Source organism: Prevotella nigrescens, from assembly GCF_031191185.1.
Taxonomy (GTDB): Bacteria; Bacteroidota; Bacteroidia; order Bacteroidales; family Bacteroidaceae; genus Prevotella; species Prevotella nigrescens.
On the sequence record NZ_CP133465.1, the window covers coordinates 563,664 to 588,507 of the forward strand.

Annotated in this window: 17 protein-coding genes and 1 CRISPR repeat array; all 17 genes read left to right on the forward strand. The window is 34.2% G+C overall.

The features are described from left to right. Window positions 1-181: 181 nt before the first annotated feature. The 17 genes from RDV52_RS04480 to RDV52_RS04560 all read left to right on the forward strand — a co-directional run bounded on the left by RDV52_RS04480 (window position 182) and on the right by RDV52_RS04560 (window position 24,781). Window positions 182-667, forward strand: a complete 486-nt coding sequence (locus RDV52_RS04480; protein ID WP_004366856.1) for a T9SS type A sorting domain-containing protein — start codon at window positions 182-184, stop codon at window positions 665-667. Next, entirely contained in the window at window positions 664-1,965 is a 1,302-nt protein-coding gene (locus tag RDV52_RS04485; RefSeq protein WP_004363890.1) for a hypothetical protein, read from the forward strand. Before RDV52_RS04480 ends, RDV52_RS04485 begins: the two co-directional genes overlap by 4 nt. Before the next feature lie 139 nt (window positions 1,966-2,104). Beyond that, window positions 2,105-3,661 (forward strand): hypothetical protein, encoded by a 1,557-nt coding sequence (locus RDV52_RS04490; protein ID WP_004366853.1) that lies wholly within the window; start codon window positions 2,105-2,107, stop codon window positions 3,659-3,661. A 149-nt stretch (window positions 3,662-3,810) separates the two neighbouring features. After that, window positions 3,811-4,482, forward strand: a complete 672-nt coding sequence (locus RDV52_RS04495; RefSeq protein WP_004366851.1) for a CRISPR-associated endonuclease Cas6 — start codon at window positions 3,811-3,813, stop codon at window positions 4,480-4,482. Window positions 4,483-4,493: 11 nt separating this feature from the next. Next, window positions 4,494-6,059, forward strand: a complete 1,566-nt coding sequence (locus RDV52_RS04500) for a Cas10/Cmr2 second palm domain-containing protein (protein ID WP_004366849.1) — start codon at window positions 4,494-4,496, stop codon at window positions 6,057-6,059. Continuing rightward, on the forward strand, window positions 6,040-6,591 hold the full coding sequence (locus RDV52_RS04505) for an RAMP superfamily CRISPR-associated protein (protein ID WP_004366847.1): 552 nt from the start codon (window positions 6,040-6,042) through the stop codon (window positions 6,589-6,591). The genes RDV52_RS04500 and RDV52_RS04505 overlap by 20 nt, the downstream gene beginning before the upstream one ends. Window positions 6,592-6,595: 4 nt before the next feature. Then, on the forward strand, window positions 6,596-8,029 hold the full coding sequence (locus RDV52_RS04510; RefSeq protein ID WP_004366845.1) for a hypothetical protein: 1,434 nt from the start codon (window positions 6,596-6,598) through the stop codon (window positions 8,027-8,029). A gap of 11 nt (window positions 8,030-8,040) precedes the next feature. Then, window positions 8,041-9,417 (forward strand): RAMP superfamily CRISPR-associated protein, encoded by a 1,377-nt coding sequence (locus RDV52_RS04515; protein WP_004366843.1) that lies wholly within the window; start codon window positions 8,041-8,043, stop codon window positions 9,415-9,417. Beyond that, complete coding sequence (locus RDV52_RS04520) at window positions 9,401-9,820, forward strand: TIGR04423 family type III CRISPR-associated protein (RefSeq protein ID WP_004366842.1); 420 nt, start codon at window positions 9,401-9,403, stop codon at window positions 9,818-9,820. The genes RDV52_RS04515 and RDV52_RS04520 overlap by 17 nt, the downstream gene beginning before the upstream one ends. A 348-nt stretch (window positions 9,821-10,168) precedes the next feature. After that, window positions 10,169-11,875 carry a TIGR03986 family type III CRISPR-associated RAMP protein gene (locus RDV52_RS04525; protein ID WP_004366840.1) on the forward strand — a complete coding sequence of 569 codons (1,707 nt, stop codon included), beginning with the start codon at window positions 10,169-10,171 and terminating at the stop codon, window positions 11,873-11,875. Between the two features lie 2 nt (window positions 11,876-11,877). Continuing rightward, window positions 11,878-12,891 (forward strand): Card1-like endonuclease domain-containing protein, encoded by a 1,014-nt coding sequence (locus RDV52_RS04530; protein WP_004366837.1) that lies wholly within the window; start codon window positions 11,878-11,880, stop codon window positions 12,889-12,891. Between the two features lies 1 nt (window position 12,892). Next, entirely contained in the window at window positions 12,893-14,212 is a 1,320-nt protein-coding gene (gene csx2 / locus RDV52_RS04535) for a TIGR02221 family CRISPR-associated protein (RefSeq protein ID WP_004366836.1), read from the forward strand. Further along, window positions 14,202-14,558 (forward strand): hypothetical protein, encoded by a 357-nt coding sequence (locus tag RDV52_RS04540; RefSeq protein WP_004366834.1) that lies wholly within the window; start codon window positions 14,202-14,204, stop codon window positions 14,556-14,558. The genes csx2 and RDV52_RS04540 overlap by 11 nt, the downstream gene beginning before the upstream one ends. A gap of 62 nt (window positions 14,559-14,620) precedes the next feature. Next, on the forward strand, window positions 14,621-15,598 hold the full coding sequence (gene cas1 / locus RDV52_RS04545) for a CRISPR-associated endonuclease Cas1 (protein WP_004366832.1): 978 nt from the start codon (window positions 14,621-14,623) through the stop codon (window positions 15,596-15,598). A gap of 3 nt (window positions 15,599-15,601) precedes the next feature. Next, the gene (locus RDV52_RS04550; RefSeq protein ID WP_004366831.1) at window positions 15,602-16,618 is read left to right on the forward strand and encodes a CRISPR-associated primase-polymerase type B; all 1,017 of its coding nucleotides are present in this window, start codon (window positions 15,602-15,604) and stop codon (window positions 16,616-16,618) included. A gap of 44 nt (window positions 16,619-16,662) precedes the next feature. Next, entirely contained in the window at window positions 16,663-17,133 is a 471-nt protein-coding gene (gene cas2 / locus RDV52_RS04555; RefSeq protein WP_004366830.1) for a CRISPR-associated endonuclease Cas2, read from the forward strand. A 340-nt stretch (window positions 17,134-17,473) separates the two neighbouring features. Further along, window positions 17,474-23,598: direct repeats of the CRISPR family, unit length 37 nt; unit sequence CTCATTGAGTATATTCCATTACAACAAGGATTAAGAC. A 235-nt stretch (window positions 23,599-23,833) separates the two neighbouring features. After that, on the forward strand, window positions 23,834-24,781 hold the full coding sequence (locus tag RDV52_RS04560) for an IS30 family transposase (protein WP_115098574.1): 948 nt from the start codon (window positions 23,834-23,836) through the stop codon (window positions 24,779-24,781). Window positions 24,782-24,844: the final 63 nt, after the last annotated feature.

The following is a 24,844-nucleotide window of genomic DNA, read 5'->3' on the forward strand; positions in this document are numbered from 1 at the left end:
TATTAAGTTTCTGTGAATTTACTTGTACCTTTACAAATAATTCTGAACACTTAATGCTATAAGTGTATGGGCACTTCATCGTATGAATAAGATTACGAGCTAAATTCAAAAAAGTGAACCTAACGGATTGAAGAAATTTTAAACAATATAATTTAAAACATTAACTTAAACATCATTCATTATGAAAAGAAAATTTTTCTCAGCTGTTATAACAGCCATAATGACAATGAGTTTCTCGCAAACCTATGCGCAGACGCAGCTTGTGGTTACGCCACATTCGGGCGATGTTGGCAAGTATGCCATTGCAGACATTCAGAAGATAACCTTCGATGCCAGTGGTATGCATATCGTGGGCAGCAAGTTCTCGGTAGAACCTGTATGGAAACTATCGGTCATTAAGGAAATTAAATTTGTGAAAACTTCCGATGGAATAGACAAGGTAGGCAATGCAGAAACTGAAGAAATAAAAATTTCTCAGCGTGGCGATATGCTTTATTTCAACGGATTAGGAAGCGAACAAGCAGAAGTGGCAATCTACGACTTAAAGGGACAGACAATGTTGCGAACCAGAGTTGCAGATGGCGAAGGCATAGAAGCTTCTAACCTGCACAATGGTGTATTCATTATTAAAATTAAAAACACAACCTTTAAATTCGTAAAACAATGAAAAAGAAAATATTACTTTGCCTGATGGCAATTTTCAGTCTGGCTACATTTGCACAGACAGAACCTAATCGTGTAATTGTATTAGAGAAAAACAACTCGCACAAAGCCTTTATGGTAGACCGCATAGACAACATTTTCTTTGCAAATGTGGAAGGAAGAGTTGCCGCAGACGTAACTTATAAAGACTATAAGTCTGGATCTACCGGCGATACACTTTGGGTTGCAGTTAAGAAAACTGCTGAATGTAAAGGATATAAAATTACTTGTATTCCAAAATCGTTGTCGAGCAAAATAACCAGCGATGAAGTTGCAGCTTCTTACTTTGAAAGAATTAATGCAACAATGATGCAAGATGATTTTACAAATGCACAAATGACTGGTTTTGACCAGGCATTTAAAGACAACACGCCTTACACTATTATTACCCTTGGTTACGATAAATATGGTGTAGCTTGCAGCATGTCGAAAGCTGAATTTACAACACCTAAGAAACCACTTATTGGAAATCCGCAGATAACTGGCGAAATAGTAAATACAACCGCAACAACCATTAAGGCTAAGTTTACACCAAATGCCGATGTTGCCGGTTATGCTGTTTGCATTTTCCCTGAAGGAAAAGCAAAAGAACAGTTCGAACAGTTTGGTCCAATGATGGGTTTAAGTAATATGGGCGATATGATTAAGCGCTGGGGTGTGCCAAAGACAGGTGAAAGCGAACACGAATGGACTGGAATGGAGCCAAACACCAAATACGAAATATATATACAAGCGTGGGACGCAGCAGAAACCTACGCAGACATGGTTATAGTTCCTGTTACTACAAAGAAACTTGGCGGAACTGGCACTGCTAAAGTAGCAATCGAAATAAAGGAATTTGCAAAGAGTGGCGATTCATACTATCAGCGTGTAATTTATACTCCAAATGCAGAATGCTCTGTACACAGAGATATTATTATAGAGAAGCAAGCCTATGATAAACCCGATATGGGCGAAACGGGTGTAATAAACTTATTGAAGACAGACAACACGCAAGATCCACATTGGAACCAATACGGTGTAGACAATGCAACGTGGAATGCAGACCCATCTACAACCTATTATGCTTGTTCGTTGGCTAAAAACATAAACGACGAATGGGGTCCGCTTGTAAAAGTTGAATTCACTACAGGTACGGGCGAAGCAAAAAGCAAAGTGTCTGCTCCAATTCGTTTAGAACAAAGCACATCGCACGGTGTTACAATGATACCGATGATGACAGCCCCAAAGGCTCAAGCTAAGTTCCAGATGATTCAGAAGTAAGATAGTCTTATATATATAAAGTATATGGTGCGGGCTTTGTCAATCAAAGAGCCTAACGCCATATACTTTACTTTCCTTTTTAAACGTTACTTTAAACCACAAGACATTTTAAGAAACAACTTCAAAACAATAATTACTTATGCGAAAAATTTATACTATTCTTTTATCAGTCTTTTTCTGCGCAGCAACAGCAGTAGCACAAGAAACTATAATTACACAACCCGCAGATGGTGAAACCATAAATCTCTATCGTACCACCACTGGATTTGAATCGGTGTATTACTACGGAATACCACACAAAAGTACAGGCGACTGGCAACGACTTGTTTTTGGTAACGATGGTGCAGTATATCTTGAAAATCCGCTCAATTCACTTTACACAAAAACGTGGATAAAAGGCAGACGCACCGAGGGAGATACAATAGCTTTTCAGCTTCCACAAGCCATATATTCGGAAGAAGATTTTTCTACGGGCGAACCAAAATACGGATATCTCTACCGAATACACCCAGAAACAAAAAATGGAAAAGAGACATTTGTGCCCAACGAGGGGAAAGAAAAACAAGTGCTAAAGTATGTATGGCACGACAATACACTTGAAATGGTGCTCGAGCCGGAAGAAATGATAGGAATGTGCCGTTCTACCGGAGCGTGGACAAGTTATGCAGAAAAAACTTACAGAGCAACACGCAAAGACGATAATAAGCTAACACCGCCAGCATCGGCTAAATCTTACGACGGATTAATGCTCTATATGGATATGGAAGGAAAGTCTCAGCTATATCCTGTAAAATATGCTTTCGATGGTAACGATGCCTACTTAGGAGATTTATCGGCAAACGTAAAGGGCTATTGGATAAAAGGTACAAAAAACGGTACAACCGTAACTTTCCCACGAACATCGTTTCTCGGAATAGACCACACAACTGCTTGTTATGTATATGCCTCATCGGGCATCATGGGGAAAGGCAAAAACGAGATGGGCGACGAATTCGACAAAGCGTGCATAGGCAGCGAACCATTAGTATTTACTTACGATGCAACGAAAAACGAACTAAGCACGAAAGGTATATTAATGATACACAAAAGCGAAGACGACGACCGCAGCACTTTTATTTTCGATGCTTATCGTTACCCGCTAATTAGCCAATGGAACAAGAAAGCTGCAGCACCAATGCCGCCAAAACTTACGGCATATCAGCCCTATGACCCAGAACCATGGGGAGGTCCTGGCGGTTTGCAGTTCACTTTGAGCTATTATTCGCCAGATTTCAACTATCTCGACCCTACGCATCTTTATTATAATCTCTATATTGATGGTGAACGAGTAACTTTCAAGCCCGACACTTACAAGAACCTGAAAGCTGAAATGACCGATGTGCCATACGCTTTTTCAGACCAATACCAATTCTATAAGTACGACGATAACGCACGTGCAATTTACTTCTACAAAGAAGCAAAAATAAAAGTAGGCATGGAAGCCTTATATATCGACGGTGACACACGTTTAAGTTCCGGGATTACAGAATATCAGATAACGAGCGACGGCATAAATGCTGCAACCATAAAGAAAATAGATCACGTCAAGTATTACGACCTTTCCGGGCGAATTGTCGAACACCCACAAAATGGTGTTTACATTCAAACCACAACTTACATAGATGGTTCGCAAACATCGCAAAAGATAGTGAAGTAACGCAAGATACTTTAATTTAAGAAGTAAGACAACAATCCACAAGCCTGTTTTGAAGATGAATGAATAGTATTCATCTTCAGAATAGGCTTTATGTTACACACATATTGCCATCTATAAAATCAGTTTCCATAAAAAAATAACAATCGTCAATGACAAAGATAAAAACATTAACCATACAGTTTAATACTCCATTGAAAAGGAGAGAACTCCCACTTTTTCGTGGTGCAATTATAGCAGCTATCTCTACAGGCAATATTCTTTTTCATAATCACAACGAAGGTTCAACCTTACGTTATGCCTATCCCTTAATACAATACAAACGAATAGGTGGCAAGGCTGCCATCGTTTGCATAGAAGAAGGAGTAGAGGCAATAGGAGAATTATTAGCCAATCAAGATTTATGCGTAAATATTGGAAAAAGAAAGACAGAACTTCGGATAGAACATGTTGAAGCAGAAGAAGTTGAGATAGAAAATAGCGAAACTCGCATCGACTATCATTTAAAAGACTGGTTCGCATTGAATGAAATAAACTATGCTTTATTTCTCGAAACAGACGATTTAGTAACACGTATAAAGATGTTGGAACGTATTCTCGTAGGAAATATATTGTCTTTCTTAAAAGGTATAGGTGTTCGTATCGATTATACTCTGGAACCTATGATAAAAGCATATAAAATTAATAACGTTACACATTTTAAGCATATAAAATTAACTAGTATGGACATCGACTTTTCTATTAATATAATGTTGCCAAAACAAATGGGAATAGGAAAACACTCCAGTATAGGAGCAGGAATATTAACAAGAAAAAATAAATAATCAAGAAAAATATGGAAAAATATTTATACGGGGCAGCCGTACAAGGTATTCAAAACTTTATTTTTCAGACGAATGAACTGAAAGATATTGTTGGAGCAAGCGAATTAGTAGAAGATATTTGTACAAATCTATTTCAAGAAGCTGTAGGAAAAAAGAAATGGAACGAAGAAAACAGACTGATAACTGCAGCAGGAAATGTAAAATATATTTTTAATTCGAAAGAAGAATGTATAGAAGTGGTACGTAATTTCCCCAGAAGAGCTATGATAAACGCTCCAGGCATAACAATTAGTCAGGCAGTAGTAGCGATAAAAGATGGTGATAAAGGGGATTTAGTAGATGCTATAAATGAATTGGAAGCTAAATTACGTGTCCAACGAAATAAACCTAATAAGAGTTTGCTAATAGGGAGACTTGGTTTGAAACGTTCTACAAAGACAGGATTTCCAATAACACACAAAAAAGGCGAAGAACAGTTAGATGAATCTACTTTTGCTAAGCGAGAAAGTAATAATACAATACAATTATGCAAAAAAAGTTTTGGAGAATCTGCCCCATCAAACCTAATAAGTTTTATTCCTTTTGATGTGTCGAAAATGACAGATAAGAATGAATGGATTGCAATTATCCATGCAGACGGAAACGGATTAGGACAAGTGGTACAAAAAATTGCCAAAAAGGTGGACGATTTTAAGGAATTCTCTCACAAATTAGATAAAGCAACCATAAATTCTGCCAATAGTGCTTTCAAAAAAGTAAGTCCAAAAGATGGTTGGAAAGGTGTAATTCCTATTCGACCAATAGTATTGGGCGGAGATGATATGACAGTTATTATTCGCGGCGATTTAGCTTTTCAATATGTTACCGAATTTATGGCACAATTTGAAAAAGAAACCATGAACGATGAATTTAAAAATATTTTGCAGCAAGCAGAATTAAATAAACTTACTGTTTGTGCTGGCGTTGCTTTTATAAAATCGTCTTATCCTTTTTATTATGGTTATGAATTGGCAAAACAACTTTGTGATAAGGCGAAGGATGTGGCAAGGGACCAAAATAAAATCTTAGCACCATCGTGTCTAATGTTTCATAAAGTGCAAGACTCTTTTATTATGCGATACGATGAAATTGTAAAAAGAGAATTGCAAATTGTCTACGAAAAAGATAAAAACGACGATAAGCAAACGAAAGAGAATGATAAGGATATAAAAAAGAATGTATCGTTTTGTTTTGGTCCTTATTTTCTTGATAAAAAACAGACTCCCGAAAACTATTATACCATAAACGATTTAGAAAGAATAAGTGAGGAATTAGATAAAGAGAGTGCCGACGGTATTAAAACTGGCGTAAGACAATGGTTAACACTTATGCATGAAAATAACGAAAAGGCAATGCAACGTTTAAAACGTATGAAAACTTTAAACGAAACGCAAAGAGAATTGATAGACGATTTAACAAAAAGTAGAGATTTAGACGAAAAATGGAATGTTTATCCAGCCTATGATGTGTTAGCTTTCCATACTATTATGAATCAAAAAACAAAAAAGGAGAAAGAAAATGATGGACATAAAATATAAAATAGCGTTTTTTTCAAATTGGCATTGTGGTTCTGGCTTAGCAGCAGGAGCCGATGTCGATGAATTAGTTATTAAAGATAGCAATAAATTGCCATACGTTCCCGGACGAACTGTAAAAGGATTACTTAGAGAAGCTGCAAATATGCTTTCACAATTTAAGAAAGTACCACAAGACAGCCTAAAACGAATATTTGGACTTGGAGGCGATGATGAAAAATTTGGCTCTCAGAGTACAGTTTCGTTTACCGATGCAACACTTTGCGAAGACGAAAAACTTACTATTATAAATAATGAACTTACAAACTATTTGTATATGTCTGTAGCTTCTACAGCTATTGATGAAAAAGGAATAGCAAAAGACCTCTCGCTTAGAAAAATTGAAACAACAATTCCCTGCAATGTTTATGGCACAATTCTGAATGTAGCCAATGAAGATGTAGAATTGTTGTTAGAAACATTTAAATGGGTAAAGCGTTTGGGATTAGGTCGTAATAGAGGATATGGAAGATGTGAAATAAGTAAGGAGGATTAGAAATATGGAGAAGATACAATTTAAATGTGAGTTGCTTTCGGATATTGTTCTGAACGATTCGCCTGCAACAGAAGGAAAACGAAAATGTATTGATTTTATTTCTGGAAATAACTTTCTTGGAATTGTTGCATCACAATTATATGGAGAAACTGATGAAACTTCGTGGCTTATTTTTCATAGTGGAAATGTTCGTTTTGGCGATGCACATCCTTCTTTTAACGGAATAAGAAGTCTGCGAGTTCCTGCATCGTTCTACTATCCTAAGTTAAAAAAGATAGACGATGCTTGTTATGTTCATCATTTTGTAAAGCACGACGATGAAATTAAAGGCTTGCAACTAAAGCAATGTAGAGGCGATTTTTATGTGTTTAGCGAACAAAACGAGGCTACTAAGGTGAAAGTACTGAAAGATTTCTCTATTAAGTCGGCATACGATAGTGATTTGCGTAGAGCAAAAGATAGTCAAATGTTTGGTTATGAAGCATTGTGTAAAGGACTTGTTATGTATTTCTCTATTGAAATTGACGAGAATGCCCTACATTGTAAAGACAGTATTGTAAATGCTATTTGTGGTAAACACCATATTGGGCGTTCACGCTCGGCACAATATGGGTGGGTAGAGATTTCTACAACTTCGTTTAAAGAAGTTGAAACAACTAAACAACCTATTCTTATAGGCAACGAGCAATATATTGCTGTGTATGCAGATAGTAGACTCATATTTTTCGATGAAAATGGTAATAACACCTTTCAACCAAAAACAATAGAGCTTGGAATTGAAGATAAGGATGCTGAAATAGATTGGAACTTGTCGCAAATTCGTACCTTCCAATATGCGCCATGGAATTATAAACGACAAGCATTTGATGCTGAACGCTGCGGAATAGAAAAAGGAAGTGTATTTTTGGTAAAAGCAAAAGACATAAATATAAAGTCGAGCACAATTGGTTTTTATAAAAACGAGGGCTTTGGACACGTTATTTATAATCCAGCTTTCTTGCAAAGTAGAGAGAAAGGACTTTCTATATACAATTTTAGTGAACAAAAACCAGAAACTGTTTCTATAAAAGCGTACAAAGATATAGATAATGAATTGATAGCTTTTTTAAAAAAGAAGAAAGAACAGGCTGTTAAACAAGGTGTAATTATTGAAGCTGTTAATCATTTTGTAGATGAATATGGAAAGCTTTTCCAAAAATCACAGTTTGCTTCACAATGGGGAAGTATAAGAAGTTTTGCAATGGTGTATTCTGAAGATAAAAAACTTAGAGAAGCGATAGAAGGTTTTCTAACTCATGGGGTAAAATCAGAAGATTGGAAAGAAAGAGGACGCCGCGATAAGCTTATAGGTTTCTTGGCAACTACAGAATTTGAGGGACATTTGCAAGAAGCAGTTATCAATTTGGCATCTGAAATGGCAAAAATTTGTAAGTCATAAAAATAAAAAAGATGGAAAATACATATAGATATAGACAAATAGCAAGAGTTACATTCGAAATAACTACTCCACTTGCTGTTGGTAGCGGAAATAAAGATATAACAACCGACTCAGTTGTTATGAAAGATGTAAACGAACTTCCTTATGTTCCAGGAACAACTTTGGCAGGTCTTATCCGCCATTCGTTGCCAGCCGACAAACAAAATACGTGGATGGGGTGGCAAAAAAAGAAAGAAGGACAGGGTTCTCGTTTAATAGTTTCGGAAGCAAAAATACTTTCGGCAGAAGGTAAACCTATTGACGGACTAAATAGTTGTGAAGACACGGTTACAAAATTGTGTAAAGAATTGCCAATTCGCCAACACGTTCGTATAAATCAACAAGGAACAGCCGTAAAGAATGGTAAGTTCGACGAAGAAATTGTACCAAAAGGATTGCGGTTTTGCTTTGAAATGGAAATAATGGACGATAAAGATTGTTCAGAAGATATGAATGCCATTTTAGCCATAATTCAAACAGACGATTTTCGTATAGGAAGTGGCACCCGAAGTGGTTTTGGACAAATTAAAGTTATCAGCATTTTGAGAAGAAGCTTAGATTTAAATGACCCTACCAATTTAGGACTTTATCTTGAAAAATCGTCTTCGTTAGCAAAACAATGGAAAGGTTTTGAATCGTTCCCAGTCGAAAGTCTCACATCTGCTAATTACGTTCGTTATGAATTAAGATTACAGCCTACAGATTTTATGTTGTTTGGCTCTGGATTTGGCGATGACCGTTCGGATATGACTTATGTTCGTGAGCCTATTATAGAATGGAAAGATGGTAAAGCTGTATGTGCAGAACGCGAAAAAATAATACTTATACCAGCAACTTCAGTAAAAGGTGCATTAGCACATCGTACAGCTTATCATTACAATAAATTAAACAATCGGTTTGCAGATACTAAAACAGTAGAAGAACTTGAAGAATATATAGGAAAAGGAAATGAAGCTGTAAAGGCTTTGTTTGGATCGGAAGGAAATAGTAAAGGCGAAGATAAACAACGTGGTGAAATACTTTTTTCTGACGTAATAATAAAGAACGAAGAGACTTTAAAAGGAAAAGTACTCAATCATGTAAAAATAGACCGTTTTACTGGCGGTGCTGTTGAAGGTGCATTATTTTCTGAAGAGGTTCTATATGTACCCAACCAAAATATAAATTTAGAGCTGCGATTCCATAAGTTTGAAACAGAAGATAAAAACATAATTCCAGCTTTCGAATCAGCTTTAAAAGATATATGTAAAGGTTATCTTCCACTTGGTGGAGGCGTAAACCGTGGAAATGGTACATTTAAAGGAAGTTTAATTAAAGAAGGAGAAACAATTTATGATAACGATAAATGAAATAGATTTCAGCTTACCTTACGAAGGATATTTATGGATAAGTAACGAAAATAATCCACATGTTTTCTGTTCAGAAACAAAAATAGATGCACAATTGTTTAAGAAGCTCAATCCTTTCATTGCCGAAGGGTATTTATATAATAAGGAGACAAGAAAGTCTATTAGCATAAAATATATAGATGGGCAATATCATATTTATGAAACAGAAGTAAAACCTACCGATATTAGCAATGAAGATGTAGATAAAATAGAATATCTAACCTTGCGAATGAGTAACCCTCCTACTTTATGGGCTAAATTTCTGCGTTATTGGCATGAGGTTGAAGATGCTAAATGCCTTGATATGAAAGTTCTTGAAGTAGAAAAAGAAGTATTTGTAGGATTTAGAACAAAGGATATCTGATAAAATGTTCTCTATAAAATACGATAGGAAAGAATATCTAAAAAGTCTTTTAAATCAATAACATTCAAAATATTCAAAGTAAAATGTACCGTATAGAATTTATAATAAGAAAATGAAAATTTATAATTATAATTTTTTGATTTTTAATTATAAATCATCTGCATTTTAATTAGAAATAAAACGACAGGAATAATAAAATAGGCGATAACGGTGCAATTTGGGAAATCTCCATAACTTTGAAGAGATTAAATAGTGGGATAAGCATATCTATCTTATTAATATTGAGAAGGAAATATCTGCGTATATTAAATATGTAGAATACCAATAATTTAAAATAAAGAAGATAAAATGAAGAAATATAAAATTCAACCAACGATAAGAGAACAATTCTATAATCCATATTGTTTTGTTCCATTAAGTAATAACGTGTTTAATTACACAGAAGAAGAGAAATATAAGTTTATGATAGCAAATGATGTTCCTTTTAAAAAAGGGATATCAGGAAAAATATACGCTACATTTATTGCAAAGTCTCCTTTCTGTGTAAAATCAAATGAAAAGGAAAATTGTAATATAAATGGGAAGTATATAATCCCATCTACTTCTATCAAAGGTATGATTCGTTCAGTTTTTGATATTATTACTTTATCGAATATAAGTCATTCAGCTGATAATTCGCGTTTTAGTATGAGAAATGTAAGGAGTGATGACTATGACTTAAAAAAAGAAGCCCCAAAGAGCGGCTTTTTAATTCTTTTAAGAGGAGATTACTTTATTATTCCTTGTAAAAGTGAAGCCGTTTTGTATGAAACTATAAACGAGGAAGAAGGTGTAGATGTTAAACATGGTAAGACAGTTGAAGAAAAATATAAACTAATTAGAAAGAAGTATAAATTTCAAACAGAAGATGATTTTTATCATTATTGGTTCTTTTCTGGCTTTATGAATAACAAGAAGCATGAGTATGATTTTAAAGTACCGAAGTCTATTACTCAAAAAGACCTTATACCACTTAATGAAAAGGAATTTAAAGAATTCCGTTTTATTTATGAAATAGAAAATAAGAATAAAAGTTGGGCTTTTTGGAAGAAAGAGATGCTTAGTTTCTCTTGTTTAGAAGAGTTGCAAGAAAAATCTTATAAAGGGCTTGCTCCTTGTTTTTACAGAGAACAAATTGATGAATTTGGAAATAGAAGTGTGAAAGATTTAGGTTTCTCTTATTTATATAGAATTCCTTATCAGAATACAATACACGATTGTTTGCCCAATTCATATAAACAAAATACTTTTGATATGTCGCAAGCTCTTTTTGGATTTGTATTGCCTAAATCTAAAAATAGAAAAGAAGAAAGTTTGCGTGGAAGAGTGCGATTTTCGAATGCCTTTATTAAAAATGCAGAACGCGAAGGAGAACATACATTTATTTTAGGTTCTCCCAAACCAACTTATTTCCCATTCTATTTACAAAATAATGGAAAATCTTTACAAACATATAAATCTGAAAATCCAATTATATCTGGTTGGAAGCGTTATTTGCTTCATTCCAAAGTGCAAAAAGGAGAAAAGCAAAATAAAGGTAGTGAGTCTTCATTTGTAGCATTAAAAGCAGGAGCAACTTTTACTACAGAGATATATGTTCATAATGTTCTACCTTACGAATTGGGAGCTTTGATAGCAGCCTTAACATTCTGTAATAAAAAAGAGTGTTTCCATTCTTTAGGTTATGCTAAGCCTTTTGGATATGGAAAAATGAAGTTGGAAGATGTAAAGTTAGCACTTACACCAAATAGTTCGGAAATTGAAGAACTTAGTTCTGATTTTTTGATGAAAGAATTCGAAAACAAAATACTTAGCAATACCCAAATGACACTTAATCAGTATCATAATTACTTATGGTCTCTATTTAAAATTGCTTCTGGTGATTATAACGACAAACCTATTCGCTATCCACGTTTAGATAATTACGATAAAATAGCACAAAGGAAAAAAAGTGAATTTGATATTATTAGCAATGAAAAGAAATCACTAACAGATTTCTCACCAATAACAAAATAAATATGAAGAAAGTATTAGTTTCAATATTAAGTGATCACCTTGTGCCGAATTATCTTTTTATTAAAGAAATGCGTGGACAGTATAATGAGTTGCTATTTATAGGAACACCTTATACAGAAAGTAAGGCGATAGCAACTCATTTGGAGAATGCTTTAGAAAATAGAAAGAGTAATATTAAAAAAGTTATATTAGAAAGTGATCAATATCAAGAAGGTGTACAGTCTCTTGAAAATATAAGTCTGCCTAACGATGTACAATATATTGTTAATCTTACAGGTGGAACAAAAATTATGTCGTTGATAGTTTACGATTTCTTTAGAAAGCTAAATAGTTCGTTCTATTATATTCCTATAGGTAAAAACACTTATTGCAATATTGAAGAAGAAAATATGCATGCTTTGCAATATCGTATATCGCTTAGAGAATATTTCACACTCTATGGACTCCATTATGAATGCGATAATGCATTATTAAAGGATGCGGAGACTACTTTTCAATTTTTCGAGAAGCAAAAGAAACGAAAGTTTTATCTTTCAGATGAAATAAAAAATTCACAAAAGGCTGAGACAGCAAAAGATAAGAAGTATTATGCAGGAGAATGGTTTGAAGAGTATACTTATTTGCGAATTAAAAAAGAACTGAATTTACGCGAACAAGATATAGCTATGTCGTTGAAAATATATAGAGAAGATGCTCAAAATAACGACAACGAAATAGATGTTGCCTTTATGTACGAGAATACTCTTTATATTATAGAGTGCAAAGTCAGTATGAATGGATTTAGTATGTTGGGTTATGGTAAAAAACCACAGCAAACAATAGAAGAGTTTCTTTATAAGTTAGCTGCTATAAGTAAAGATTTTGGACTTATAGTGCGTCCTTATATATTTACACTCCATAAAATGGAGAAGCTACCTGACGGCTCACTTAAAAGTCTTCAAAAGCGTATGCAAATTCTCGGTATTCGCAATATTATAGATGGCAAACAATTATCAAAACAAAAAATAGATTTCTAATATGGCACGAAAAATATTTATATCTGTACTGGGTACTGGGCTTTATGAACGTGGAATATATACTCAAGGAGAGTTTAAATCTACTGAAACGAGGTTTATACAACAGGCAACAATAGAATTGCTTGGGTGCAAAGAAACGTGGACTGAAGATGATAAAATATGTATTCTGCTTACTGAACAAACAAGAAAATTAAATTGGGACGTAACTGTACGTAAAGCTCGTTGTACTGGAGAGGAAATACCTTACGAGGGGTTAAAAGATATATTAAAAGAAATGCATTTGAAACCTGCCGTTCTTGATATTCCTATTCTTGATGGAAAGGACGAAAAGGAAATGTGGGATATTTTTCAGACGGTGTTCAATCTGTTGCAAGAAGACGATGAGCTATATTTCGATTTAACTCATAGTTTTAGATATTTACCTATGCTCATTCTTGTTCTTGGCAATTATGCTAAATTTCTAAAAAATGTGCAGATTGCTCATATTTCGTATGGAAATTATGAAGCACGAAACGAAAATAGCTCACCTATAGTAAATCTTCTTCCATTAGCAGTTCTTCAAGATTGGACATTTGCTGCTGCAGATTATCTTCATAATGGACAAAGTGAACAGTTGGTACAACTCACCAAAAATGCAATAAACCCAATTCTAAAGGCAACACTTGGAAAAGATGAAGACGCAAATAGCTTAAGGGAATTGTTTATTACGTTAGAAACAATAATAAGTAATATGCAAACTTGTAGAGGTTTGTCCATTACACAGGAAGAAGATGTTTTTAAATTGAAACAATCTATTGAAAGTAGTTCAGCAGATATTATTCCTCCACTTGTTCCTGTGATAAAAGAAATAGAAAAATCTTTTTCTAATTTTTCGGCTGATGCCAATATAATTAATGGTTTACATGCTGCAAAGTGGTGTTACAAAAACCGAATGTATCAACAGGCAATTACAATATTGCAAGAGACGATAGTAACAATGGTTTGCGAAAAAACTAATCTACCTATAGAGAACGATAAAACAAGAGGACTTGTAAATTCAGCTTTCTATATTGTTTTTAATAAGAAACAACATGATGAAGATAGTTGGAGTCTTAATTATGAAAGTAGAGATGAGTCTATAAAAATAGTAAGAGAATTAATTCAATTACCAATTATCAATGATCTTTCTAAAGTCTTTAGTGATGCAACTGAATTACGCAATGATTTTAATCATGCTGGATTTAGACCAAATCCTTCAAAGATTAATAAAATTAGGGATAATATAGGAAAATGTATTAACGAAGTGTTTAATTTATTAATACCCCAAAGCGATGTTCATTAACTTTTCTAACCATTCATTATCTACGTGGACTGAAAAGCAGATAAAGGCTGCAAAAGAATATGGAGAATTGGAAGAAATTGTTTTTCCAAATATAAATCCACAGTTTACAACTGAGCAAGTTCAGATGTTAGCAACAGATTATGTGGCTAAAATACTCACTCATTATTCAACCGAAAATCTCACAGTACACGTTATGGGCGAACTTACTTTTTGTTTTTCTGTTGTTCAACAACTTAAAGAAAAAGGTGTACGTTGTGTTGCTTCTACTACCGAACGTGTTGTGGAAGAAACGGACGATAACAAGAAAATTTCGAAATTCACCTTTGTTCAGTTCCGAGAATATTAACAATTGCTTGCAGATATTGATTGTAACACTCAATATCTACAACAAATAAACACTATTGCCTAATGGAATTAATTCTAAACACTTTTGGAGTTTCACTAAATCGCGATAACGAAGGTTTTGTTATTAATACTTCAGATGGGAAACAACGTATACCAGCTGTTGGAATAGATAGTATTCAAATAAGTCGAGGTGCACAAATAACGAGCGATGCTGTAATGTTGGCTATAGAACGCGAAATAGAAGTGTTGTTTATGGATCGTTCTGGAAATCCAATCGGACGTATTTGGAGTTCAAAATATGGTAGTATTTCTACTATTAGGAAAGGACAACTTAGTTTTGTTTACTCGCACAATGCCGTAGACTGGATAAAAAATGTGCTGCTTAAAAAAATAGAAAACCAACAAGCGCTAATGCTTCTTTTCAACAATAATGATAATCCGAACGTGTCTACCGAAAAGAATATTGCTCGGTTGGAAGATTATAGAAATAAGATACGTGCATTAGATGGAGATATTGTAAACGATATTGCGCCTATGCTTAGAGGTTGGGAAGGACAAGCCTCACGAATTTATTTTAGTACCATAAATTCGTTTCTTCCAGAACAATTCCGTTTTGAAAATAGAACACAACACCCAGCTCTTGATGTTACAAATGCTTTTTTAAATTATGGATATGGCATACTTTATGGGCGTATTGAAGGAACACTTATAAAGGCAGGAATAGATCCATATATTGGTATTTTGCATCGCGACGATTATAATCGTCCTGTCTTGGTTTACGACATTATAGAAATGTATCGTATTTGGGTAGATTATGTCGTTTACACGCTTCTTGCCCAGAATGTCATTACAGAAGAGTTTTATTCTGTTCGCGAAGATGGTTCTTATTGGCTCGAAGCTTTAGGAAGACGTGTACTAATCCAGTCGCTTAACGATTATATGGACGAAATAATAACTATGAAAGGAGTTACACGTTCCCGGCTCACGCATCTCTCTTTTTATATACAATCTTTGGCTCAAAAATTTAAAAACGAAAAGTAAGTTATGCTATTATTTGGAACTAACATACAATCGGCAGCCGACGAACTGCGAAAAGTTCAAGAAGAATATCTTTATCATAGTTTGCGAAATCCTAAACCTGCCATTGCTGCTACTATAAAACAGTTGCGTATTATATATGGTATGGATAAAAATGGCTATAGCCAGCTAAAACGCAAACTTCCTTATTTTGTTTGTGGGCAATTTAATCCGCCGTTTCGGCGTAAAGAGAACTTTGCTTATACAGAAAACTTTATTCTCGATTTCGATCATCTTTCTTCAAAACAATTGTCGCTGAAGGGGGTTCGCGAAAAAATTATTCAAGACCAACAGGTATTAATGTGTTTCGCATCGCCAAGCGAAGATGGAATTAAGGTGATGTTTCGGTTAAAAGAGCGGTGTTACGATGCTGGCATTTATTCTATTTTCTATAAAGCATTTGCTGCAACCTTTGCAATGCGCCATAATCTTATGCAGGTTTCCGATAGTAAAACGTCAGATGTAGCCCGGGCTTGCTTTGTTAGCATTGATACTGAAGCTTATTTCAATCCAAATTGTACACCTGTAGACATTAATGCTTATATAGACGAATCTGATTCTGATGCTATTTTCAAAATGAAATACGAACAAGAACAGCACGAAAAGGTTGCAAAGAAAAACGAAAACGGACAAACGCCAGAAGCAAAAGACCCTGATAAAAAAATATTAGAATGTATTCGACAGAAACTAAACCCCAAAAGTTCTCCAAAAACAGAGACAAAGCAGGCTTTTGTTCCCGAACGTCTGAACGAGATTATAGACAACTTAAAACAATTTATAGAAGCAACAGGAGTACAAGTTACCGAAATTATAAACATACAATATGCAAAAAAAATAAGAGCACGACTTGGACAGAGAGAAGCCGAAATAAATCTTTTCTACGGAAAAAGTGGATTTAGTGTTGTTATTTCTCCACGAAGAGGCACTAACGAAGAGTTAAACGATTTACTTGCAGAGATAGTTAATAACTTTTTGCTGCAATAAAATGGCGAGCCATTGCTATAAAAATACTATAAAACTATAGAAATATGCGTAAACAACTTCCATATATAGAAATTTTGCGTAAACTTAATAGGGCTGGTGTAGAAAAATCGCCAACTATTAATAGAGAAGTAGGCAATATCGATAATATTCCAACGCTGCACGAACGCATAAATTTTCTTCTTGGAATAGTAAACAAAACATCACGTCCCGCTACAAATATGTTATTCTTTGTTATGTATGATATTGCGAGCAATAAAGTTCGCTACCACATTGCGAAATATTTAGAACGAAAGGGGTGCACCCGTATTCAGCGTTCTATATTTCTTGCCGATCTCGACAAGGCAGTTTACGACGAAATAAAAAGTAATCTGGCAGAAGTGCAGGCTCTTTACGATAATAACGATAGCATTATTGTTTGCCCTGTATCTACCGACCAGCTAAAGGCAATGAAAGTTATTGGCGAAGATATTAATATTGATGTTATACTTCGTTCTAACAATACACTTTTCTTTTAGGCGTATTCAGTAAAATATACATCGAGATTAAGTAGGTGTAACTATATTTTCTCTTTGTGTAGTGTTACTTTTTGAGAGTTCTGTTTTGTTTTTCTGTAGTATAACTTGCAATATACTTTCAGGAAAACGAGCTTTTCTCATCTGAAGCGCAAAAAAGTATAATAAAAGTGCTTTTTAAAGCATATCTTAACAAAGATTTTACAGCGTTCTTTGACATTATGAACAAAAATATGTACTTTTGCACTCGCTTTTGAGATACTTAATTTCTGTTAAATAACAATAGCTGTCATCGAAATTATAAACCAAAATGCTTTATACAAAGGATATGTAAGTCTTTGCTCTCATTGAGTATATTCCATTACAACAAGGATTAAGACAGGCTGAAAGTACGGTAAATGTTCATTCTTATAGGTACTCATTGAGTATATTCCATTACAACAAGGATTAAGACTAACACGCAAGTTCATACAGCTATTACACTGGCCTCATTGAGTATATTCCATTACAACAAGGATTAAGACTTTAGATTCATCTTCTCCTTTAACTTTGCATTTTCCTCATTGAGTATATTCCATTACAACAAGGATTAAGACCCACCTGCATTTCAGCAAGCGGGTCCAGCATCATCTCATTGAGTATATTCCATTACAACAAGGATTAAGACTCCACAGGGCAGATTTCAGTAGCAATACACTTGCTCATTGAGTATATTCCATTACAACAAGGATTAAGACTATTTATCGGGTATTCCTGAGCTTAAACTTTTTCTCATTGAGTATATTCCATTACAACAAGGATTAAGACTCTTTACTTCGACAGAGAATGAATTGCCGTCTTCTCATTGAGTATATTCCATTACAACAAGGATTAAGACCATTTACTTTTTTACTCTCTACTTTTACATTATTCCTCATTGAGTATATTCCATTACAACAAGGATTAAGACGATTGGTTACGCTTTCTAATTGCACTAAATTATTATCTCATTGAGTATATTCCATTACAACAAGGATTAAGACTGCAGGCTCGACCTCTCTGTAGGTACTGTCGTTATGGGGGCTCATTGAGTATATTCCATTACAACAAGGATTAAGACTAAATACTGGCAAGGCAACTGTAAACTCTTCTGGATACTCATTGAGTATATTCCATTACAACAAGGATTAAGACCTGAAAATCCTGTAGAAAATAAAGTAATAACAAGCTCATTGAGTATATTCCATTACAACAAGGATTAAGACAGACAAATGTTCTTATGAAGGTTTACTTAGGATAATACTCATTGAGTATATTCCATTACAACAAGGATTAAGACCCCAAAATGAAAAGATACATACGCATAACACTTCTCATTGAGTATATTCCATTACAACAAGGATTAAGACTTCTTTAAAAAATGCTGCCACACGAGCGATATTCTCATTGAGTATATTCCATTACAACAAGGATTAAGACCTTCTACCAGTTTACCTTCTGGTGTTTCTTTTGGCTCATTGAGTATATTCCATTACAACAAGGATTAAGACTCATATTAATCAATAGTACCCTCTTTATCGAGCTCATTGAGTATATTCCATTACAACAAGGATTAAGACCGGGAGACTGATAACTTACCTTGTAAGCACCATTCTCATTGAGTATATTCCATTACAACAAGGATTAAGACTAGTAATAATAATTTAAATATTAAAGAAAATGGCTCATTGAGTATATTCCATTACAACAAGGATTAAGACTGATTATGATTCTTCTATTCATATAAATTAAGGTTTCTCATTGAGTATATTCCATTACAACAAGGATTAAGACTTCTTCTATTCATATAAATTAAGGTTTGCTCATTGAGTATATTCCATTACAACAAGGATTAAGACACCTCAGTAACCTCGATTACTTTACCCTCGATTGCCTCTCATTGAGTATATTCCATTACAACAAGGATTAAGACGATTCTTCTATTCATATAAATTAAGGTTTGTTTTCTCATTGAGTATATTCCATTACAACAAGGATTAAGACAACTACCAATTACTTTTTGTTCTTTTTCTTCGGCTCATTGAGTATATTCCATTACAACAAGGATTAAGACCTTGACGTATCTCTTGCAAAAGGGAAGAAGCAACATGCTCATTGAGTATATTCCATTACAACAAGGATTAAGACTTTATTTGGATCATACTCTACGTGAATATGGTCTTTCTCATTGAGTATATTCCATTACAACAAGGATTAAGACATTTTTTTCATAAGGTTTCGTCAAAAACCTAAAACCTCATTGAGTATATTCCATTACAACAAGGATTAAGACGTAAAACTTAAATTCGTTTAAGTTCTCATTAACTACTCATTGAGTATATTCCATTACAACAAGGATTAAGACTCTTAATACTTACATTTACATTTGACATAATCTCATTGAGTATATTCCATTACAACAAGGATTAAGACATATAAATACCAAACAGCTTAAAATGTATATACTCATTGAGTATATTCCATTACAACAAGGATTAAGACAATGAAACATAAACTTCACCCGAAAGATTATCAGCTCATTGAGTATATTCCATTACAACAAGGATTAAGACACAAAATCTTTTTTACTAAGTTTTTTTCTGCAACTCATTGAGTATATTCCATTACAACAAGGATTAAGACCGCAATTAGAACGCTTTTACATAAGCCGTTAGACACTCATTGAGTATATTCCATTACAACAAGGATTAAGACCGCTTTTGCATTGCCCATTAGACAATTGTTCTATTCCTCATTGAGTATATTCCATTACAACAAGGATTAAGACTCGCCCAATAAACTCTGGTCTAAATGTATTTTTTATTCTCATTGAGTATATTCCATTACAACAAGGATTAAGACAAAACCAAATCTCTCAAAAGTGAAAGAGTTAGCCGCTCATTGAGTATATTCCATTACAACAAGGATTAAGACCAGTCAAATGACGTGTACGAATATCAATAGCATACTCATTGAGTATATTCCATTACAACAAGGATTAAGACAACTTGCCAAGCATGCTCTTTAACAGCACGCTTTCTCATTGAGTATATTCCATTACAACAAGGATTAAGACAGTAGACGTAATCACCATATAAATACCGAATAGCTCTCATTGAGTATATTCCATTACAACAAGGATTAAGACGACATCTTTAGGCTTTTTCTTTTCTCCTTTGTTCTCATTGAGTATATTCCATTACAACAAGGATTAAGACACTCTAAATTGTTAGTCTTCGTCCTCGTCTTTGTCTCATTGAGTATATTCCATTACAACAAGGATTAAGACCGGTAGCAAGTTTTATCATCGGACTATTCACAAACTCATTGAGTATATTCCATTACAACAAGGATTAAGACGATTGAAAGACTTTTTAATTATTAACTAACTTTCTCTCATTGAGTATATTCCATTACAACAAGGATTAAGACTGCAATAGCCTTAATACTTTCTGGATTGTCCATGCTCATTGAGTATATTCCATTACAACAAGGATTAAGACACTTGATTACCTTCTTTGTTGGGTTTTTCTTTTTTACTCATTGAGTATATTCCATTACAACAAGGATTAAGACTAGATACAAGGGAGCTATCACAATTCGCATTAGACTTCTCATTGAGTATATTCCATTACAACAAGGATTAAGACTTGTAACGCTCGATCTTACTTACTTCAAGCAATCTCATTGAGTATATTCCATTACAACAAGGATTAAGACAGTAACACGAGAAATCCAACAGTAAGAAGTAACGGCTCATTGAGTATATTCCATTACAACAAGGATTAAGACAACTATATCCAATGTTCTATCAAAATGAAATTTTAACTCATTGAGTATATTCCATTACAACAAGGATTAAGACTTTTACGCAATTTTGGAAAAACACAATAGAAGCTCATTGAGTATATTCCATTACAACAAGGATTAAGACCCCATTCTTTTTAAGATAAGAAAAATCAACTATTCCTCATTGAGTATATTCCATTACAACAAGGATTAAGACATTTTTTCCATAATCTATTATTTTGTTTATTGTTACTCATTGAGTATATTCCATTACAACAAGGATTAAGACTGAACAAGGAAGAGGAATTTATAAAATTCAAGTACCTCATTGAGTATATTCCATTACAACAAGGATTAAGACATTGGATTATTTTCCTTTCTCTCTTTTTTATTCCTCATTGAGTATATTCCATTACAACAAGGATTAAGACTGCTAGAACGTTTATAATCAGTGACGCAAACATCTCTCATTGAGTATATTCCATTACAACAAGGATTAAGACAAATCAAACTCTCCTATGATTGTTTTAAGTTTACACTCATTGAGTATATTCCATTACAACAAGGATTAAGACCAATGGAATTAAACCAAAAACGTCTAGTATCCATCTCATTGAGTATATTCCATTACAACAAGGATTAAGACTCTCAGTATACTTCTTTTTTGTAGCTTCAAGGATTTCCTCATTGAGTATATTCCATTACAACAAGGATTAAGACTTTCAAAGTGCTAAGTGAATCTTCTACATAAGTTGCACTCATTGAGTATATTCCATTACAACAAGGATTAAGACAAGCTCAAATTTGATAGTAGTTTAAATCTTTATACTCATTGAGTATATTCCATTACAACAAGGATTAAGACTCCATAAGTTTTTCTTATCTTTAATTAATCTGTCTCATTGAGTATATTCCATTACAACAAGGATTAAGACTCAGATTAATCGTGAAGTTACAATCAGCCAGCGCTCACTCATTGAGTATATTCCATTACAACAAGGATTAAGACCCTGATTCGGAGATGGCAACCTTTGGTGCTGACTCATTGAGTATATTCCATTACAACAAGGATTAAGACAAATACCGATTCGTAAAATCTTGCTTGTGGTATTCTCATTGAGTATATTCCATTACAACAAGGATTAAGACTCATAGATAATTGACTTGTTTTGTGCTTCCCGATCTTCACTCATTGAGTATATTCCATTACAACAAGGATTAAGACATAATTTGGCTTTTTTCAGAATTAATCTACCAAAAATACTCATTGAGTATATTCCATTACAACAAGGATTAAGACTTCTGGCGCTCTTCCAAATCGGCATTCTTCAAGGCTCATTGAGTATATTCCATTACAACAAGGATTAAGACCTTATGATAACTTTCTTGTTTATCTTTGCACCACCACTCATTGAGTATATTCCATTACAACAAGGATTAAGACAATGCGTCCGTCTGGTTCAATGATTATGATTCTTCTCATTGAGTATATTCCATTACAACAAGGATTAAGACCTCGCATAACTATCCTCATGCTTCATAAACCCAGTACTCATTGAGTATATTCCATTACAACAAGGATTAAGACCATAATAAGTATTAAACCAAGATACTAAAATTCCTATTCTCATTGAGTATATTCCATTACAACAAGGATTAAGACTATTACCTGTATTTGTAACATTTACAGTTTTAGCCTCATTGAGTATATTCCATTACAACAAGGATTAAGACTACTCTAATGTAGTATCACAAAGAACTCTAAGCTCCTCATTGAGTATATTCCATTACAACAAGGATTAAGACTCATCACGACTAAGAGGATTAATAACAATAACTACTCATTGAGTATATTCCATTACAACAAGGATTAAGACAGGGCAGTTTTCTGCACAAAGATAAAACCGTTTCTCATTGAGTATATTCCATTACAACAAGGATTAAGACGCTTGTGGTATTCTTGAACTCCTTGATTTGAGCACTCATTGAGTATATTCCATTACAACAAGGATTAAGACAATTAAATCCTTGTTGATTAGCATATCATTGACTCTCATTGAGTATATTCCATTACAACAAGGATTAAGACGTTCTCTTGAGGAACAACGTTCACATTCTTCACCTCTCATTGAGTATATTCCATTACAACAAGGATTAAGACACCAATCCAAAAATCGGATTTAGAAATTTTACTTTTCTCATTGAGTATATTCCATTACAACAAGGATTAAGACTAGTTAGCGATAAATCGAAAGTCGCAGTGTAGGCGTCTCATTGAGTATATTCCATTACAACAAGGATTAAGACAAAGATTATTCTATGGAAACGAAACCGTGGGAAATAACTCATTGAGTATATTCCATTACAACAAGGATTAAGACATTACTATTTTGTGCTGGTTTACATTTTTTATCTCTCATTGAGTATATTCCATTACAACAAGGATTAAGACTTATGAGGATTATAAGTAGAGTGTTTACTCCACTCATTGAGTATATTCCATTACAACAAGGATTAAGACACTAAGACTAACTCTAACATAATTGTCTAAAGTTCATTGAGTATATTCCATTACAACAAGGATTAAGACTTTAAGATTTATTACTTTCATAATTGTTATTTATTTCATTGAGTATATTCCATTACAACAAGGATTAAGACTCCTGACCACTTGCGACGTCCTCTTGAAGGATATCATTCATTGAGTATATTCCATTACCGCAAGTTCAACATAGAACTGCAATCCCAAGTGTAGGTTTAGCTTAATAATCTATACCAGAAAACACCGAGGGGTTTGGGGGCGAGCAGCTCCCATGAGTGGAAAATCAACAAGCAATGCATAAAAATAAAAAAGGGAGACCTCTGTCTCCCAAAGATTAATTAATTTTGCATTGCAATGTACAAACAATTAACCTCGGAGCAAAGGTACACAATTTCTGTACTACTCCAAAATAGAACGAAACAAAAAGAGATTGCCAAAGCGATAAATGTAAGTCCAAGTACAGTGTCTCGTGAAATAAGACGTAATAGTGGAGCCAGAGGACGCTATAATTGGGAAACAGCCCAAGCAAATGCAGTACAAACAAAGCGTAAACAGCCAGGCAATCATTCAATCAGTAAGGATGTCATGGAAGAGGCAAAGCATCTTCTTGTTACCGAGCAATGGTCTCCGGAACAAATATCCGGTGTATTGGCCAAGGACGGCAAGTATATTAGCCATGAAACCATATATCGTATGATACGTAAGGACAAGGCAGAAGGAGGAACATTATATAAACACTGTCGTCACAAGCTGAAGCGTCGCGCCAGACCTGTTGGTGGCAGGCGCATATCCATACCCAATAGAACAAGCATCAGTGAGAGACCTGCTGAAGTTGACGGAAAACGCTTTGGGGACTTCGAGATGGACACGATTGTTGGAAGAGGAAATCATGGAGCCATCGTGACACTGATAGAGCGCAGTACAAACATGCTGTTTATGAGAAAACTCAAAAAGGGAAAAAATGCCAAAGACCTGGCACGTACTGTAATACATTTGCTGTCTCCATTCAAAGAGCATGTCAAGTCTATTACAACTGACAACGGTACTGAATTCGCTTGTCATGAAATGATAGGCAAAAGCCTTGGTGTCACCATCTGTTTTGCTGACCCATACGCTTCATGGCAGAAAGGGGCCATAGAAAATGCAAACGGACTGATTAGGCTATACGTGCCAAAAACAGAATCGTTTGAACATGTCAGCCATCAACAAATCACAAAGTATTCAAAGAAAATTAACATCAGACCAAGAAAGAAATTAGAATTTAAAACACCACAGGAGTGCTTTTACGAACAAATTAAGTAAATTTGCACTTGCTTGTTGAATTCACGATGTCAAAATAAATACGATATAATTAAAACAAATATA